At 65.7% G+C, this 17,202-nt stretch carries 14 protein-coding genes and 1 pseudogene; 8 read left to right on the top strand and 7 right to left on the bottom strand.

Going from position 1 to position 17,202, the window contains the following annotated elements; genetic code table 11:
• Nucleotides 1–179: 179 nt before the first annotated feature.
• Genes GV035_RS14020 through GV035_RS14010 form a run of 3 tightly spaced genes read right to left on the bottom strand, consistent with a single transcriptional unit; the run spans nt 180 to nt 2,184 of the window.
• Nucleotides 180–1,064, bottom strand: a complete 885-nt coding sequence (locus tag GV035_RS14020) for a spermidine synthase (protein ID WP_159835669.1) — start codon at nt 1,062–1,064, stop codon at nt 180–182.
• Nucleotides 1,061–1,543, bottom strand: coding sequence for a DNA-deoxyinosine glycosylase (locus GV035_RS14015; protein WP_159835668.1), 483 nt, complete (start codon nt 1,541–1,543; stop codon nt 1,061–1,063). The genes GV035_RS14020 and GV035_RS14015 overlap by 4 nt, the downstream gene beginning before the upstream one ends.
• Entirely contained in the window at nt 1,540–2,184 is a 645-nt protein-coding gene (locus GV035_RS14010; RefSeq protein WP_159835667.1) for a chorismate--pyruvate lyase family protein, read from the bottom strand. Before GV035_RS14010 ends, GV035_RS14015 begins: the two co-directional genes overlap by 4 nt.
• Before the next feature lie 128 nt (nt 2,185–2,312).
• Between GV035_RS14010 and GV035_RS14005 the strand changes: the two genes are divergently transcribed.
• A complete protein-coding gene (locus tag GV035_RS14005) occupies nt 2,313–2,570 on the top strand; it encodes a hypothetical protein (RefSeq protein WP_159835666.1) in 258 nt (85 codons plus the stop codon).
• A gap of 56 nt (nt 2,571–2,626) precedes the next feature.
• Here the strand turns inward: GV035_RS14005 and htpG are convergent, their stop codons facing one another.
• On the bottom strand, nt 2,627–4,531 hold the full coding sequence (gene htpG / locus GV035_RS14000) for a molecular chaperone HtpG (RefSeq protein WP_159835665.1): 1,905 nt from the start codon (nt 4,529–4,531) through the stop codon (nt 2,627–2,629).
• 176 nt (nt 4,532–4,707) lie between these two features.
• On the opposite strand from htpG, the gene GV035_RS13995 reads away from it, so the two are divergent.
• The gene (locus GV035_RS13995; protein WP_159835664.1) at nt 4,708–5,265 is read left to right on the top strand and encodes a Rhs element Vgr protein; all 558 of its coding nucleotides are present in this window, start codon (nt 4,708–4,710) and stop codon (nt 5,263–5,265) included.
• Here GV035_RS13995 and GV035_RS13990 read toward each other — a convergent pair.
• Nucleotides 5,262–6,710 (bottom strand): aminotransferase-like domain-containing protein, encoded by a 1,449-nt coding sequence (locus tag GV035_RS13990; protein WP_159835663.1) that lies wholly within the window; start codon nt 6,708–6,710, stop codon nt 5,262–5,264. The genes GV035_RS13995 and GV035_RS13990 overlap by 4 nt on opposite strands.
• 173 nt (nt 6,711–6,883) lie before the next feature.
• Here GV035_RS13990 and GV035_RS13985 point away from each other — a divergent pair.
• The 6 genes and pseudogenes from GV035_RS13985 to GV035_RS13960 form a co-directional block, all read left to right on the top strand.
• Nucleotides 6,884–7,546: pseudogene (locus GV035_RS13985) on the top strand (VOC family protein); the annotation flags it as partial.
• Between the two features lie 207 nt (nt 7,547–7,753).
• Nucleotides 7,754–8,707, top strand: a complete 954-nt coding sequence (locus tag GV035_RS13980; RefSeq protein WP_159835661.1) for a DMT family transporter — start codon at nt 7,754–7,756, stop codon at nt 8,705–8,707.
• Between the two features lie 85 nt (nt 8,708–8,792).
• The gene (locus tag GV035_RS13975) at nt 8,793–9,989 is read left to right on the top strand and encodes an aminotransferase-like domain-containing protein (protein ID WP_159835660.1); all 1,197 of its coding nucleotides are present in this window, start codon (nt 8,793–8,795) and stop codon (nt 9,987–9,989) included.
• A 48-nt stretch (nt 9,990–10,037) separates the two neighbouring features.
• The gene (locus GV035_RS13970; RefSeq protein WP_159835659.1) at nt 10,038–10,499 is read left to right on the top strand and encodes a RidA family protein; all 462 of its coding nucleotides are present in this window, start codon (nt 10,038–10,040) and stop codon (nt 10,497–10,499) included.
• A gap of 79 nt (nt 10,500–10,578) precedes the next feature.
• Entirely contained in the window at nt 10,579–11,469 is an 891-nt protein-coding gene (locus GV035_RS13965) for a PhzF family phenazine biosynthesis protein (RefSeq protein WP_159835658.1), read from the top strand.
• Nucleotides 11,470–11,803: 334 nt separating this feature from the next.
• The gene (locus GV035_RS13960) at nt 11,804–14,233 is read left to right on the top strand and encodes a putative bifunctional diguanylate cyclase/phosphodiesterase (protein ID WP_159837902.1); all 2,430 of its coding nucleotides are present in this window, start codon (nt 11,804–11,806) and stop codon (nt 14,231–14,233) included.
• A gap of 38 nt (nt 14,234–14,271) precedes the next feature.
• Here the strand turns inward: GV035_RS13960 and GV035_RS13955 are convergent, their stop codons facing one another.
• Both GV035_RS13955 and parC read right to left on the bottom strand, forming a co-directional pair.
• Nucleotides 14,272–14,730 (bottom strand): CopD family protein, encoded by a 459-nt coding sequence (locus GV035_RS13955; protein ID WP_159835657.1) that lies wholly within the window; start codon nt 14,728–14,730, stop codon nt 14,272–14,274.
• Between the two features lie 144 nt (nt 14,731–14,874).
• Nucleotides 14,875–17,196 (bottom strand): DNA topoisomerase IV subunit A, encoded by a 2,322-nt coding sequence (gene parC, locus GV035_RS13950; RefSeq protein WP_159835656.1) that lies wholly within the window; start codon nt 17,194–17,196, stop codon nt 14,875–14,877.
• Between the last annotated feature and the right edge of the window lie 6 nt (nt 17,197–17,202).

The following is a 17,202-nucleotide window of genomic DNA, read 5'->3' as shown; positions in this document are numbered from 1 at the left end:
CGTGGCCCGCGGAGCCGTTCGAAGCGGCTCTCGCGCAGACGACACGCCGCAGATAGCGCCCCGAAATAACAGGAGGAGTATAGGGACCGCCAAAACACGGTCAAGCAGGGAGAATCCCGAGCATTCCCCAGATGTGAAAGGCGCTGACCGACGTCAGCGCCCTGCCCGATTCGCTTCGCTCAGATGGCGAACGAGCCGCTCAACGGCAGGTTCGCGCTTTCGGCGAGACCCTTGACCCACTTGCGCGCGGGCAAGCCGAGCTGGGCTTCGATTACCTTCGCGCGCTCGCCGAGCGCGGCGAACGGCACGTCGAGCGCGGGACCGGCGAACGCAATCGCCACGCGATTGCCGTCGTGGACTTCGGGCAGCGCGATCACGCGATGACCGAATGCTTCGTTGAGATGGCGCATGTTGCGCACGAAGCTCGGGTGATCGCCGAAGAGATTGATCGTCACGACGCCCGCTTGCGGCGTGAGACACGCGCGGCACGCCCGATAGAACGACACGCTGTCGAGCACGGGACCGCGCGCGGTGGCATCGTAAATGTCGATCTGCAATGCGCCGATCGTGCCGTGGTTCGCGCGATCGTTGACGAACTCCCACGCGTCGCCTTCGGTCACGGTGAGGCGCGCGTCGTCGTAGGGCAGTTCGAACATCGCGCGGGCGGCGATCACGACCGCCGGATTCAGTTCGACCGCTTCGACCTTCGCGCGCTCGAGATACCGATGACAGAACTTCGTGAGCGCCGCCGCGCCGAGTCCCAGTTGCACGATGCGCTCGGGCGTCTCGATGAAGAGCAGCCACGCCATCATCTGCTGCGCGTATTCCAGTTCGATGTGATCGGGCTTTCTGAGGCGCATCGCGCCTTGCACCCATTCGGTGCCGAAATGCAGATAGCGCAGGCCGCCTTCTTCGGAGAACGTCACGGGCGCGAAACGCGGCTTGCGCGGCGCGTCGATGCGCGGCGCGTTGGCGAGGTCGTCCTCGTCGTGTCGATGCTTGCTGCCTTTCTTGCGGCTGAACGCGCGCGCTTCGGCCGATGCGCGCTTGATGAGAGTCGTCATTGTGTGCTGAGAATGTCGCGCCAGATGCGCAATTTTTGATCGAACGAGAGGATAGCATTGGCCGGACTGGACGACGGCAGCACGAGCGTCGCGTAGCCGGCGGCGGCGATCACGGGCGCGAATTTGCCCGATGTCTTGCCGTTGAAGCACACCTTGCGCAGCTTCGGAAAGCGCGCGTGAAACGCGGCGAAGTCGTTCGGGGATGCGTGGCGGATCGCGCTGTCGAGGCTGCCTTCGCGCTCGCAGGCGGCGAGCACGTCCCACAAGCCGATGCCGTGTTCCATTAACCGCACGAGTCGCGCTTCATAGGCGAGCGCGTGCAACGGTTCGTCGATGACCGCGCCGACGAGCCGCCAGAACTGATTACGCGGATGCGCGTAGTACTGCGTCGCCGCGAGCGACGCGACGCCGGGAAAGCTGCCGAGAATGAGCGTGTGCGTATGCTCGTCGCCGACCGGGGCAAAGCCCGCGAGCTTCATCGCGCTTCGCCTTGCACGACGCGCTTCGCATGCGAACTCAGATGCGCGTAAGCCCGCGCATGGTCACGATGCACCGCATGCGGCGCGTGGCGCGATGCGAGCGTGCGCCATAGCGCATCGAGCAGACATTCGGTGACCATCAGCGGTGCGCCGTGGCGCAGGAACACGGACCGCCTCGCGACGAGCGCGTGACTCGCGTCCGCCTGCTTCGCCGCCAGCCGATACAACGGATGCCGCGCCGTCAGCACGCGGCTCGCGAGCATCGAACGCGACACGCTGCTGTCGCTGTACAGAAGCTCCGCGAGCGGTCGCGTGCGCAAACGCCGCATCGACTGCCACACGCCTGTGCTGTGCGACAGCGCGACGATGCTATGCGCGGCGACGAACGGCACGCCGTCCACCTTCAGCGCGACTTCGCGCGTCCAGACGGGCGTGCGCGGCGTCACGCCGAGCGCGCGCCATTCGTCGCGCCACGGCATATCGACGGCTTCGCGCGTGACTTGCACCGTCACGGCGCCGAGCGTGCGCAGGTGAGCCGTCAACGAGCCGCCGCGCGCGAGCCAGTCTTTCTGATCGTCACTGCAAACGGGATGCGGCGCGATGCGCCACTGGGCATCGACGGGATCGTTCGGAATCGGCATGGCGGCCATTATAAAACCGGCCTCATGGTTAGGATGAATCGTATGGTGCGCGCGGCGCGGGCGCGCAAGACTATGCCACCGGCGCGCCGTCGAGCGCCGGCATCCGGGCAAACATTGAGGACATCATAATGACGAACAACACGAAGCAAACGTCGCCGAAAGTCGCGCATCTCGCCGCCGTGAAACTGCACGATCCGAAGGCTTCGGCCATCGCGAAGGAACTGGCCGGGTCCGCGCTCGCGCAATCGCACTCTCCGAAGCAGACCGGCGCCCGGATGGAGCACAAAGCGAGCGAAGTGCTGCACAGCCCGAAGTATTCGCGCGAGACGAAAACGCTTGCCGCTTCCGTGCTCGCGCAGTCGACCAAGGATCGCAAGCCCAAATAAAAAACGTGCTGCCGGTTCGCCCGGCAGCACGTTTTTCTTGCGTGTTTCAGCGCGGCTTAATGCGCCAGCAACAGCGCATTCGTCCGCTTCACGAAGCTCGCCGGATCTTCCAGCATGCCGCCTTCGGCCAGCAGCGCCTGATCGAACAGCAGATGGCACCAGTCCGTGAAATTCGCGTTATCGGCATTGAGCGCCTTCACGAGCGGATGCTCCGGGTTCACTTCGAGAATCGGCTCCGCTTGCGGCGCCTTTTGCCCGGCCGCCTTCAGCATGCGCTGCAAATAGCCGCTCATGTCGCCTTCGTCCGCGACGAGGCAGCTCGGCGAATCGGTCAGGCGGAACGTGAGACGCACGTCCTTCGCCTTGCCTTCGAGCGCCTCCTTCATCTTCTCGACGAGCGGCTTCATTTCCTCGCCGACTTTCTCCTGCTGCTGCTTTTCCTCGTCGTTGAGCGCGCCGAGATCGAGGTCGCCGCGCGCCACGCTCGCAAGCGGCTTGCCGTCGAATTCGTTCAGGAACGACAGCATCCACTCGTCGACGCGATCCGTCAGCAGCAGCACTTCGACGCCCTTCTTGCGGAAGACTTCGAGATGCGGGCTGTTCTTCGCGGCCTGCCAGTTGTCCGCGGTCACGTAGTAGATCTTCGTCTGCTCGGGCTTCATGCGCGCGACGTAATCGGCGAGCGAGACGTTCTGCTCGTCGCTGTCGTTATGCGTCGATGCAAAGCGCACGAGCTTCGCGATGCGCTCGCGGTTGCCGAAATCCTCGCCGATGCCTTCCTTCAGGACCTGACCGAATTCGCGCCAGAAGGTCGCGTACTTCTCCTTTCCGGCGTCTTCGGTCGCTTCGGCCGAGGACGTCGCCAGTTCTTCGAGCACCGAGAGCACGCGCTTGGTCACGCCTTCGCGGATCGCCTTCACGTCGCGGCTTTCCTGCAGGATTTCGCGCGAGACGTTGAGCGGCAGGTCCGCCGAATCGACCACGCCCTTCACGAAGCGCAGATACGCGGGCAGCAGCTGCTCGGCGTCGTCCATGATGAACACGCGCTTCACGTAGAGCTTGAGCCCGCCGCGATGCTCGCGGTTCCACAGATCGAACGGCGCGTGCTTCGGCACATACAGCAGTTGCGTGTATTCGCTGCGGCCTTCGACGCGGTTGTGCGTCCACGCGAGCGGTTCGTCGTGATCGTGCGAAATGTGCTGGTAGAACTGCTTGTACTGCTCGTCGGTGATCTCGCTCTTCGGACGCGTCCAAAGCGCGCTCGCCTGATTGACGGTCTCGTCCTCGTCCTTCAGCACCATCTCGCTCTTCTCGGCGTCCCACTCTTCCTTCTTCATCAGGATGGGCAGCGCGACGTGATCCGAGTATTTCTGGATGATCGACTTCAGGCGATGCGACGACAGCAGATCGTCCTCGTCCGGGCGCAGATGCAGCGTGATGGTGGTGCCGCGTTGCGCGCGCTCGATGTCCTCGACTTCGAAATCGCCCTCGCCCGCGCTCGTCCAGCGCACGCCCTGGCTCGCCGGCAGACCGGCGCGGCGCGTTTCGACCGTGATCTTGTCCGCGACGATGAAGCCCGAATAGAAGCCCACGCCGAACTGGCCGATGAGCGCGGCGTCCTTCTGCTGGTCGCCGGAGAGCTTGGAGAAGAACTCCTTCGTGCCGGACCGCGCGATGGTGCCGAGATGCGAAATGGCTTCGTCGCGGCTCATGCCGATGCCGTTGTCGTCGATGGTGACGGTGCGGGCGGCCTTATCGAACGAAATGCGGATGCGCAGATCGGGATCGTTCTCGTACAGCGCGCTGTTTTCGATGCCTTCGAAGCGCAGCTTGTCCGCGGCGTCCGATGCGTTCGAGATCAGCTCGCGCAGGAAGATTTCCTTGTTGCTGTACAGGGAATGGATCATCAGGTGCAGAAGCTGCTTCACTTCCGCCTGAAAGCTCATGGTTTCTTGCGCCATGGTCGGGTCCTCTGGTTGATGTCGTCAGGTGCTGTCGGGCCGCCGGGCGATGCGGACGCTTTTCACGCTCCGCCCGGCGAATTCGTCCGATATGAGGCCAGCCCGCGCGATTTCAAGAGCGCGAGCGTGGCTTTCGCTAAGATGCGCGTCCGCCCTTTCCACAATCGCCGCACGACATGCGCTCGCCGTACACGCTTCATCGCCGCTCCCGCCCGCTCACGCCCGGCGAAATCGCGATGGCGCGCCTCGTTTTCCGCGATGCCATCGACTATTCGACGGTCCGCGTCCACGCGCGAGCGTACTTGCCCTTCGGTTTGCAGCCGCCGCATACCGCGATGGCGCCGAACGGCAGCCTCTATTTTCCGCGCGCCTGCCATCGCGACGACTTCTCGGCCGGCGGCATCGGCGATCGCATGTGGTTCATCCACGAGATGACGCACGTCTGGCAATTTCAGCTCGGCTATTGGGTGCGCGTGCGCGGCGCCATTCGCATCGGGCTCGGCTATGGCTACACGCTCGGCGCCGGGAAGCGCCTGTCCGGCTACAACATGGAAGCGCAAGGCAATCTGCTCGCGGACTACTTCGCGCTCAAGTTCTGCGACGCCCCCGGCGCGCTCTACGAACACCGCTACCGCCACGCGCCCGATGCTCTCGCGCGCTACGAAGCCGTGCTCGCGGATTTCATCGAGGCGCCCGCCGCGCGCCGCCATTTGCCCGGCGGCCGCGCCCGCTAGATGCCGCGCCGCGCGACCTTCTCCAGATGCCCCGCGATGAGCGCGGGCAGCGCCGGATCGCCGCAATTGGCGACGTTGAAGCGCATCCAGGTCGTCGGCGACTGCTGCGGAGAAAAGAGGCTGCCGGGCGTCAGCAGAAATCCGGCTTCGTGACCCGCCGCCGCGAGGCCGTCCGAATCGACGCCCGCGTCCGCCCACAGGAACATGCCCGCGTCGGGCGTCGTGAAGAGGCGAAGGCCGGTGCTTTGCAGCATGCGCGCGGTCTTGTCGCGCACGGCATCCAGCCGCGCGCGCAGCCGCTCGACGTGCCGCCGGTAATGACCTTCGGTCAGCACCTTGTAGACGACGCGCTCGTTCAGTTCCGGACTCGTCATGCCGACGAGCATCTTCTGGTCGGCGAGCGCCTTGGCCACGTCGACCGACGCCGCCACGTAACCCACGCGCAGATTCGCGGCGAGCGTCTTCGAGAAGCTGCCGAGAAAGATCACGCGCTTCAGTTGATCGAGCGATGCGAGGCGCGTGGCGGCGAATCCCGTCGGGCAGAGATCGCCGTACACGTCGTCCTCGACGACGATGAAGTCGTACTCTTGCGCCAGCTGAAGAATGCGAAACGCCTGCGCCGCCGTGAGCGACGTGCCGGTCGGATTGTGCAGCACCGAATTGACGATGAGCATCTTCGGCCGCCACGTCGCGACGAGCGTTTCAAGCGCGTCGAGATCGGGACCGTCGGGCGTGTACGGCATGCCGACGAGCCGCGCGCCCTGCGACGCGAAGCGGCCGAACATCTGGAACCACGCGGGATCGCCGACGATCACCGCATCGCCCGGCTTCACATAGATTCGCGCGATCAGGTCGATGGCCTGCGTGATGCCCGATGTCAGCACGATCTGCTGTTCGGACGCGCCGATCTCCAGTTCCGCGAGCCGCGTCTGCAATTGCTGGCGCAGCGGCAGAAAACCCTGCGGCGTGCCGAGGCCGAGCATTTGCGCGCCGGCAAGACGGCTCATGGAGCGCAGCGCGTTGGTAATCAGTTCGCCGTCGAGCCAGCGCGAGGGCAGATAGCCGAGGCCCGGCCCTTTCTCGGGGCTCGCAGTGTGCAGCATGTTGCGCAAGAGCCAGACGACGTCGATCGTGCTCTGCACCGGCTCGCGCTGCGACGCGGCGAGCGCGCCCGGCGACGACGGCGTGATGCGATCGCGCACGTAGAAGCCCGAGCCGCGCCGCGAATCCAGATAGCCGTGCGCGACGAGCCGCTCGTACGCTTCGACCACCGTGAAGCGCGACACGCCCTTGTCGATCGCGAGCTTGCGGATCGACGGCATGCGCATGCCGGGCCGGAACACGCGCTCGTCGATGCGGCGTCGGCCCCACTGCACGAGCTGGTCGACGAGCGTCAGTTGCTGCGCGTCGTGCGGGGCGGGAATCTGGTCGAGCGGAACGGACATGCGGACCTCGCGGACAAATCGGCGAAACTGTACCGAATGGGATCAGGCCGATTGTACCGTTACTGTTCTGGTGATTACCGCTACATTTTCCTTTCCGGCGACCGGTACGGAGGCCCGACAGGCCAGTATCAGCGGTTATGCTATCGGCCCCCGATTACCGCCTCACGCAAGCCATGACCGCTCATCCGCTGAAACTCGACCATCTCGTGATCGCCGCGCGCACGCTCGAAGAAGGCGCGCAGTTCGTCGCCGCGAAGTTCGGCGTCGAGACGGCGCCCGGCGGCGCGCACGCGCTGATGGGCACGCACAACCGGCTTCTTAATTTATGGGGCGGCGCGTATCTTGAAGTCATCGCCATCGATCCGGCCGCGCCGCCGCGCGAAGCGCCGCGCGCACGCCTCTTCGCGCTCGACGATCCGGCCATGCAGGCGCGCATAGCGGGCGGTCCGCAGTTCGTGCACTGGGTCGCGCGCGTCGAGCGGCCGAAGTCGCTCGGGCGCTGGCGCGAGCAGTATCCAGAGCGCATCGCGCCTGTCGTCGCAATGTCGCGCGGCGGCAATACGTGGGGCCTCACCGTTCCCGACGACGGCGCATTCCCCGCGTGGCAAGCCGCCGGAGACGGCGTGCTGCCTTCGCTGATTCAGTGGGACACGCCGCGCCATCCGAGCGGCGCGCTGCCGGAAACCGGCATCCTGCTGCGCTCGCTGACGGGTTATCACCCGAACGCGGAAGCGGTCGCGGAGCAGCTCGCATGGCTCGGCGCAGCGCATCTGATGCACGTCGAAGCAACGGCCGGCGCGCCCGTGCTCGTCGCCGAATTCGAGTTGCCGGACGGCTCGGTCGTCACGCTCGGCGAAACCGCCGAATCGTCGGATGCCGCGGGGCGCGCGCAGGAAGAAGCGCAGCAGGCGTCGAACAAGCGCCGTCGCGCGAAGACTCGCAAAACGGACGAAGACGCGCCGCAGCCCGAACTCCCGCTTTCCCGCGAAACACGCGATACACCCGACACACCGTCTGACGGATAACGAAGGAGACGCCCCACGATGAAAACCCGCGAAACCGAAGGCATGCTGCTCGGCCTGATCGGCGTCGTCATCTTCAGCCTGACGCTGCCGATGACGCGTATCGTCGTTCAGGAAGTGCATCCGCTCCTGAACGGCCTCGGGCGCGCCCTCGTCGCGGCGCTCCCGGCGGCGCTCCTGCTCGCGTGGCGGCGCGAGAAGCGCCCGACGTGGCCGCAGGTCAAGAGCCTCGCGGTCGTCTCGCTGGGCGTGATCATCGCGTTTCCGGTGTTTTCCGCCTGGGCGATGAGAACCGTGCCCGCGTCGCACGGCGCGGTGGTCAACGGCTTGCAGCCGCTGTGCGTCGCGATCTACGCGGCGTGGCTCTCGCACGAACGGCCGTCGAAGGCGTTCTGGGCGAGCGCGGTCGCGGGCAGCGCGATCGTCGTCGCGTTCGCGTTGCAGGCGGGCGGCGGCGGCTTGCAGGCGGGCGATCTGCTGATGCTCGTGGCGGTCGGCATCGGCGCGCTCGGCTACGCGGAAGGCGCGCGGCTCGCGCGTCAAATGGGCGGCTGGCAGGTCATCTGCTGGGCGCTCGTGCTCTCCGCGCCGTTTTTGCTGCTGCCGGTCGGCTGGCTCGCTTGGGCGCATCACGCCGCGCACCCCGAACCGCTCGCGCTGCGCACGTGGCTCGCGTTCGGCTACGTGACGCTCTTCTCGCAGTTCATTGGCTTCTTCGCGTGGTACGCCGGACTCGCGATGGGCGGCATCGCTCGCGTCGGACAGGTGCAACTGCTGCAGATTTTCTTCACGATGGCGCTTTCCGCGCTCTTTTTCGGCGAGCACGTGAGCGCATCGACGTGGCTCTACGCGGCTGCGGTGATCGTCACCGTCGTGATCGGCCGCAAGACCGCCGTGCGCGCCGCGCCGCTCGCGGGCAAGAGCGCGGCAACGGCGGCCGCGCCCGTCGCCGCGCATCCCGGCCACGCAAAATGACGCACGCGGGCGATAATCGCAGTCTGCGCGTCTCCCTTACCCACGCGAACGCAACAATCAAACCCCGAGACAACCGAGGCATTTCATGAATCAAGCCGATCTCCGTGCCACGCCGTGGCAACTCTCCGAACGCGCCCGCAAGCTCACCAGTTCGGCGATTCGCGAAATCCTGAAGGTGACGGAGCGGCCCGAAGTGATTTCCTTCGCGGGCGGCCTGCCCTCGCCGGCCACGTTTCCGGTCGAGCAGATGCGCGAAGCGTCGGAGCGCATTCTGCGCGATCAGCCCTCGGCGGCGTTGCAGTACAGCGCGACCGAAGGCTTCATGCCGCTGCGCGAATGGGTGGCCGCGCGCTATTCGGTGAACGGCGTGACCATCCGCCCGACGCAGGTGCTCATCACGACCGGCTCGCAACAGGCGCTCGATCTGCTCGGCAAGGTGCTGATCGATCCGGGCAGCCGCGTGCTCGTCGAAACGCCGACGTATCTGGGCGCGCTGCAATCGTTCTCGCTGTTCGAGCCGAACTACGTGCAGGTGCCGACCGACGAGTCCGGCCTGATTCCGGAGGGCCTTGACGCTGCGCTCGTCGCGAACGCGCGCCTTCTGTACGCGCAACCCAACTTCCAGAATCCGACCGGCCGACGCCTGCCGCTGGCACGCCGCCGGGCGCTCGCGGCGTTCGCGCAGAAAGCCGCGTTCCCCGTGATCGAAGACGATCCGTACGGCGCGCTCGACTACGCCGGCGCGCCGCTGCCGACGCTGCTGTCGATGGCGCCCGATCACATCGTGCATCTCGGCTCGTTCTCGAAGGTGCTGGCGCCGGGCTTGCGCGTGGGCTACATCATCGCGCCCGAGGAGTTGCACTTCAAGCTCGTGCAGTCGAAGCAGGCCACCGATCTGCACACGCCGAGCCTCACGCAGCGCATCGTGTATGAAGTCGTGAAAAACGGCTTTCTCGATACGCACGTGCCGACCATCCGCGCGCTGTATCGCGATCAGTGCGCCGCCATGCTCGCCGCGCTGGAACGTCACATGCCCGCGGGCGTCGAATGGAACCGGCCCGAAGGCGGCATGTTCGTGTGGGTGAAACTGCCGAAGCACATCGACACGATGAAGCTGCTGGAACAGTCGATCGCGCAGAACGTGGCCTTCGTGCCGGGCGGTCCGTTCTTCGCGAACCAGGCCGAGCACAATACGATGCGCCTCTCGTTCGTCACGGTCCCGCCTGCGACGATCGACGAAGGCGTCGCGAAGCTAGGCGCGCTGATTCGCGCGAGCATCTGACGGCATTCACGGGCGCGTCGCGCCCTCCACTCTTTCTCAGGAGCAACGATGGCATCCAACGTTTATGACAAGCTGAAGGAACTGGGCATCGAGCTGCCGAGCGCGGGCGCGCCTGCCGCCGCTTACGTGATGAGCGCGCAAAGCGGCAACACGGTGTATCTGTCGGGCCATATCGCGAAGAAGGACGGCAAGCCGTACGCGGGCAAGCTCGGCGACACGCTCACGACGGAAGAAGGCAAGGCCGCCGCGCGCAATGTCGCCATCGACCTGATCGCGACGCTGCACGCGCACACGGGCGATCTTTCGCGCGTGAAGCGCATCGTCAAGGTGATGAGCCTTGTGAACTCGACGTTCGATTTCACCGAGCAGCACGTCGTGACCAACGGCGCGTCGGAACTGATCGCGGAAGTGTTCGGCGATGCCGGCAAACATGCGCGCTCGGCGTTCGGCGTCGCGCAGATTCCGCTTGGCGCGTGCGTCGAGATCGAACTAATCGCCGAAGTCGATTGAGCGCAACCGAGCGCGAGCGACTGCAAACCCGGCCGTGCGAACGCGTCGGGTTTTTTTATCACCCTTTGACTTTCAAACCATGTCCGCCCGCACCGTGCGCTTCAGTCAGGTCGATGTCTTCACGCCCGTCGCATTCAAAGGCAATCCGCTTGCCGTGATCTTCGACGCCGACGATCTCTCCACCGAGCGCATGCAGGCCATCGCGCGCTGGACCAATCTCTCGGAGACCGCGTTCATCTTGCGGCCGACCGATGCTCGCGCCGACTATCGCGTGCGCATCTTCACGACGGCGACCGAGCTGCCCTTCGCCGGCCATCCGACGCTCGGCACCGCGCACGCGCTGCGGGCGAGCGGCTACGCGTCGAAAGAACTAGGGACGCTCGTGCAGGAATGCGGCGTCGGCCTGGTCACGCTTCAGCAGCGCGATGACGGACGCTGGGCGTTCGCCGCGCCGCCGGCGAGCATCGTCCCGCTCGATGACGCGCAGCGCGAACGTCTCGCCGCCGCGCTCGCGTGCGTCGAGATCGACTTTAGCGCGCCGCCCTGCGCCGTCGACAACGGCGCGCCGTGGCTGATCGTGCGTCTGCGCGATGCGGCGCAATGCCTCGCGATGTCGCTCGGCAGCGAGGCGCGGCAGGCGCTGACCGCGCTGGTCGCCGAAGTCGGCACGCACGGACTCGTGGTGTACGGCCCGCACGAAAACGCCGCGCCGGCGACCTTCGAATTGCGCGCGCTCCTGCTCGGCGCGGAGAACGTGGAAGATCCCGTGACCGGCAGCGCGAATGCGGCGCTTGCCGCGTTGCTGACGCGCCAGGGCAAGCGCCCCGGCGACGCCTACACGGTGCGCCAAGGCACCGTGCTCGATCGCGACGGGCGCGTGCACGTCACCTACGACGACCGCGCGCACGGCTCGCCAGTGTGGATCGGTGGCGACTCCGTGACAGTCATCGACGGCACAATCCGCTTGTGAAACAATGACCTGCGCGCCGCTAGCCGTAAACCCCGAGCCGCCGTGCTTTCGCTTTCTTAATCGCGGCGGCTTCAGTACTATCTGAACATTCGGGGACGGGACGGAAGGCGCGGCATCCGTTCCCGCGCGCTGCGGCGTCATGCGCGACGGTTGCATCGCAAGCACCGGCGCCCGCTTCGTCATCACGCAAACGGTTGCCCTCCGGCGGCCGAAGCGCCTCCAGCGGTATAGTCAACGGCTTTGGCCGAACGTCTCGAGACATGCATCGCCACCTCCACCACGCGCGCTTTTTCGCATGGCACGCGCTACGCGGCATGGCCGCCCTGGGCGCTCCATGATGCGTGCGCGCTCCCACGCGGCGAGCGATTCGCGCATCAACGCCCCGTCGGCACGGCGGCGTCGCGCGTTGCTGGCGATTCCGGTGCTCGGAAGCATTCTCCTCGTGCTGCTGTGGGCGGTGATTTTCGCGCGGCTCTCCGTGGAACGCGACGCGACCACGCACGAATCGACGGCCTCCGCCGCGATTCTCTCGTCCGCGCTCGAACAGCACACGATCAAGGCGATTCATCAGGTCGATCAGATCACGCGCTTCGTCAAATACGAGTACGAGAAAGCGCCCGAGCACTTCAATCTGATCGCGACGGTCGAAAAAGGCGTCGTGCAGAGCGACACGCTCGTGCAGGTGTCGCTGATCGACGAAAACGGCATTCTGATCGCGAACACGTCGGACCCGCGTCCGAAGCCGATCGACCTGTCGGACCGCGAGCACTTCAAGGTCCACCTGCATTCCAACGACGATCTGCTCTATATCAGCCGCCCGGTGCGCGGTCGCGTCTCGAACCTGTGGACGCTGCAGATCACGCGACGGCTCAACCATCCGGACGGCTCGTTCGCGGGCGTGGTCGTCGTCTCGGAAGACCCGGCGTACTTCACGAGCGACTTCTATAACGTCGCGTCCATCGGGCGCGAGGGCGTGATCGCCGTGGTGTCGGACAACGGCTCCGTGCTCGCGCGCAGCACCGGCGTCGCGCTCGCGGACAACCCCGCCGGCCACGCGGCTTCGGCAGGCGGCGCGCGCGGTCCGTCCTCGGCCGCGCGGGCGGCGTTCAGCGCGAGCGGCGTCTACCCGACTTCCGACCACGCGTCGGGCACCTATGTCGATCCGATCGACCGCGTGAAGCGCATCGTCTCGTACCGGCATATCGACGGCTATCCGCTCGGCGTGCTCGTCGGTCTGTCGGAGCGCGAGGAATTCGCCGACTACAACCACACGCGCAACGTCTATCTGCTGATGGCGAGCTTCATCTCATTCGCCATGCTCGGCTTCTTCGTGGTCGCGACGGGGCTGATCGGCAAGCTGCTCGGCCGCGAGCGCGAGATGACGCATCTCGTCGAATACGACCTGCTCACCGGCCTGCGCAATCGTTATTCGACGTTGCGCGCGTTGCGCGCGGACGTCGCGCAGACGGACAACATCGGGCGGCTCGCGCTGCTCTTCATCGACCTCGACAACTTCAAGACGGTGAACGACACGCTCGGCCACAACGCGGGCGATATCGTGCTGCAAATGACGGCGTCGCGGCTCGCGGAAACGGTCGGCCATCACGGGACGCTCGCGCGCATCGGCGGCGACGAGTTCGTCGTGATCGTCAAGGGCGACGACGTCGAGAAGCGCGCAGTCGGCCTCGCCGAAGACATCGTGACGATGTTCGCGACGCCCTTCGACGTGCGCGGCAGCGCGTTCGTGCTGCATGCGAGCATCGGCATCGCGCTGTATTCGGTGTCGAACGAAAGCGAGATCGACCTGCTGAAAAAGGCCGACCTCGCGATGTACAGCGCAAAGGACGCGGGCAAGAACTGCTATCAGTTCTATTCGCCGCAGTTGTCGCACCGCGCGGACCATCTGATGAAGTGGGAGCAGCAGCTACGCGTCGCGCTGACCGAACGCCAGCTCTTTCTCGTCTATCAGCCGAAGATCGATCTTGCGCGCCGCTGCATCACCGGATTCGAGGCGCTCGTGCGCTGGAACCATCCGCAGCACGGGCTGATTCCCGCCAATGAGTTCATTCCGGTCGCGGAATCGACGGGGCTGATCGTCGCGGTCGGCGATTTCGTGATCCACACGGCCTGCGCGCAGCTTGCGCAGTGGCAGCGCGACGGCTACACGGGCCTGTCGCTCGCCGTCAACATCTCGGCGGTGCAGTTCTGGCGCGGCGACTTGCTGGAAACCGTCGCTCGCGCGATCGAAGCGTCCGGCATTCCGGCGGGCAAGCTCGAACTGGAAATCACCGAGACCGTGATGGTCGAGTATCCGGAACTGGTGCAGGAAAAGATCGCCGCGCTCAAGCGCCTGGGCGTGCGAATCGCGCTGGACGACTTCGGCACCGGCTATTCGTCGCTGTCGTATCTGAACCGCTTCTCGGTCGATACCCTGAAGGTGGACCGCTCGTTCATTCAGGCGATTCCCGAAGACCGCAGCGTATGCGTGATGGTGTCCGCGATCATCAACCTCGCGCGCTCGCTCGGGCTGACGGTCGTCGTGGAAGGCACCGAGCGCGAGGAACAGATTGCCTGGCTCGCGGCGCTCGGCCCGGTGGAAGCGCAAGGCTTCCTGTTCTCGCGGCCCGTCCCCGCCGATGGCGTGCAGGCGCTTCTCGACCGCTTCGGCGTATGCGGCTGGGCCATCGCGCGCGGCGCGCTCGGACTCGGGACACTCGGTCAGGAGCCGTCGAGCACCGCGTTGAGCGACGAGCGCGGCAGTTGATCTGTCGATGCGCGGTCGATGCGCGGTCGATGCGCGCTTTAGATGCCGCGCGACAGCACGGCGGTTCCGATGGTCACGATACCTAGCACGAGATTGACGACGACGAGCCTTCGGACCGTGCCGACCGCCCGCGCGCCATCCGGCCAGTTCTGCGCCTGCACCGCGCGGCGGATGCGCGGAAATACCGCGAAGCGGATATGCCCGAAGATCAGCATCATCACGATGCCGAGGCCGGCCATCGCGTGAAGCGGCCATGCGGCGTGCGCGCCGCCGTATTCGACGAGCAGGAAGGCGCCGGTCAGCAGAATGACGAGCACCGAACCCGCGACCCAGTTGAAGAAGCGCGCGAACACGGTTTCCCAGAGCGGCAGGCGCAGTTGCGGCGCGAGGTCGCCGAGCGCGGGGCGCAGGCAGAAATGCGCGAAGACCATTCCGCCTATCCACACGGCCACGCCGAGCAAGTGTAAAAAGAGCGCGGCTTCGATGGCTTTCGTCATGGGTGTCGAGGGCAGAGGGTCAGTGAAGATTGGCCGTTCGACTGAAGCGCGGCGCGTCAGTTCCTGAGCGCCTCGCCTCGATCCAAAAGAAAACACCTCGCTACGATGTCGCAGCGAGGTGTCTTTTCACGCTTTGGCGCAAGCTCAGCCTTCGAACACCGGCCGCATCTCGCTCACCTTCAGCGACGTATCGGGCGTACGGCCCTTTCTCGCCCGCTTGCCGAGATGCTGTTGCAGTTGCGCGCCCCAGAGCTTTTCGTCGCGGATCTTGCCGCCGCGCCCCGCGCCGGTCAGCACGACGCCGCGTGCGTCGATGGCGAGCGCCTGACGCAGCGTTTCCTTCGGCTCGAGCGTCATCAGCGTGACGCCGCGTCCGCCGCCCGAGAGCGTCTTCATCTCGTCCATGCCGAAGACGAGCAGGCGGCCCGTATTCGACAGACACGCGACGTAGAGCGCGCCCGGCAACACCGGCATCGGCGCGAGCGGCGCCGCGCCATCGTCGATGGTCATGAACGACTTGCCCGCCTTGTTGCGGCTCACCATGTCGCCGAGCTTCGCGATGAAGCCGAAGCCATTGCTCGATGCGAGCAGCAACGGCTGCTCCGCCGGCGCAGCGAAGTAATGCAGCAGATGCGTGCCGGATTCCAGTTCGATCAGCGACGTGACCGGCACGCCGTCTCCACGCCCGCCCGGCAGCGCCGCCACCGGCACCGAGTACACGCGGCCGTTGCTGCCCCACGCGATGAGCGTGTCCGGCGTGCGCGCCTGAAACACCGCGTACAGCGAGTCGCCCGCCTTGAACGTGAAGCCCGCCGGATCGAGCCCGTGGCCCTTCAGCGCGCGCACCCAGCCCTTCTGCGACACGACGACCGTCACCGGCTCGTCGACGACGCGCACTTCCAACGTCGCGCGCTTCTCTTGCTGAATCAGCGTGCGGCGGTCGTCGCCATATTGCTTCGCGTCCGCTTCGATTTCCTTGATGAGCAGGCGCTTCATCGCGGCGTCGCTGTTGAGCAGTTCTTCGAGCTTTTTCTTCTCGTCGCGCAATTCGGACAGCTCCTGCTCGATCTTGATCGCTTCGAGCCGCGCGAGTTGCCGGAGACGGATTTCGAGAATGTCCTCGGCCTGACGGTCGGAGAGATTGAAGCGCGCAATCAGCGCCTGCTTCGGTTCCTCGGCCTCACGGATGATGCGAATGACTTCGTCGATATTCAGGAAGACGATCATCCGCCCTTCGAGAATATGGATGCGGTCGTTCACCTTGCCGAGACGATGCTGCGTCCTGCGCGTGACGGTGACGAACCGGAAGCCGACCCACTCGTGCAGGATCTCGACGATGCCCTTCTGCCTCGGACGGCCGTCCGCGCCGATCATCACGAGGTTGATGGCCGCGTTCGATTCGAGACTCGTATGCGCGAGCAGCGTGTTGACGAACTCGGTCTGGTCGATGCGGCTCGACTTCGGCTCGAACACGAGGCGCACCGGCGCGTCCTTGCCGGACTCGTCGCGCACGGTGTCGAGCAGCGCCAGCAGCGTCTGCTTGGTCTGCAATTGATCCGGCGTCAGCGTCTTCTTGCCGAGCTTGATCTTCGGGTTGGTCAGTTCCTCGATTTCTTCGAGCACCTTCTGCCCCGACGTGCTCGGCGGCAGTTCGGTGATGACGAGCTGCCACTGGCCGCGCGCGAGGTCTTCGATCTTCCAGCGCGCACGCACCTTGAGACTGCCGCGCCCGGTTTCGTACGCCGCCGAAATTTCGGCTTGCGACGAGATGATCTGCCCGCCGCCGGGAAAGTCCGGACCGTTGAGCTTTTCCATCACGCCCGCGTGACCGAGCTTCGGATCGCGAATCATCGCGACGGCGGCTTGCGCGACTTCGCGCAGATTGTGCGACGGCACTTCCGTCGCGAGACCGACCGCGATGCCCGATGCGCCGTTCAGCAGCAAAAACGGCAGGCGCGCGGGCAGGAGCTTCGGCTCTTCGAACGAGCCGTCGTAGTTGGGCATGAAATCGACCGTGCCCTGATCGATTTCATCGAGCAGCAAGCGCGCGATCGGCGTCAGACGCGCTTCGGTGTACCGCATGGCCGCCGCGCCGTCGCCGTCGCGCGAGCCGAAGTTGCCCTGGCCGTCGATGAGGGGATAGCGCATCGAAAAGTCCTGCGCGAGACGCACGAGCGCGTCGTACGCGGACTGGTCGCCGTGCGGGTGATACTTGCCGAGCACGTCGCCCACGACGCGCGCCGACTTCACGGGCTTCGCGGTGCTCGCGAGGCCCATCTCGTTCATCGCGAAGAGAATGCGGCGCTGCACGGGCTTCTGCCCATCCGACACGTCGGGCAGCGCGCGGCCCTTGACCACGCTCACCGCGTAGTCCAGATACGCGCGTTCGGCGTAATCGCCGAGCGTCAGGTGTTCTCCGTCAGGCGCCGCTTGCTGTTCGGCGAAAAGATCGTCAGTGATTCCCATCGAATA

Source organism: Burkholderia sp. 8Y, from assembly GCF_902506145.1.
In the GTDB taxonomy this organism is placed as follows: Bacteria; Pseudomonadota; Gammaproteobacteria; order Burkholderiales; family Burkholderiaceae; genus Caballeronia.
The sequence above is the reverse complement of the archived record's forward strand: the minus strand, read 5'-3'. Positions and strand labels throughout refer to the sequence as shown.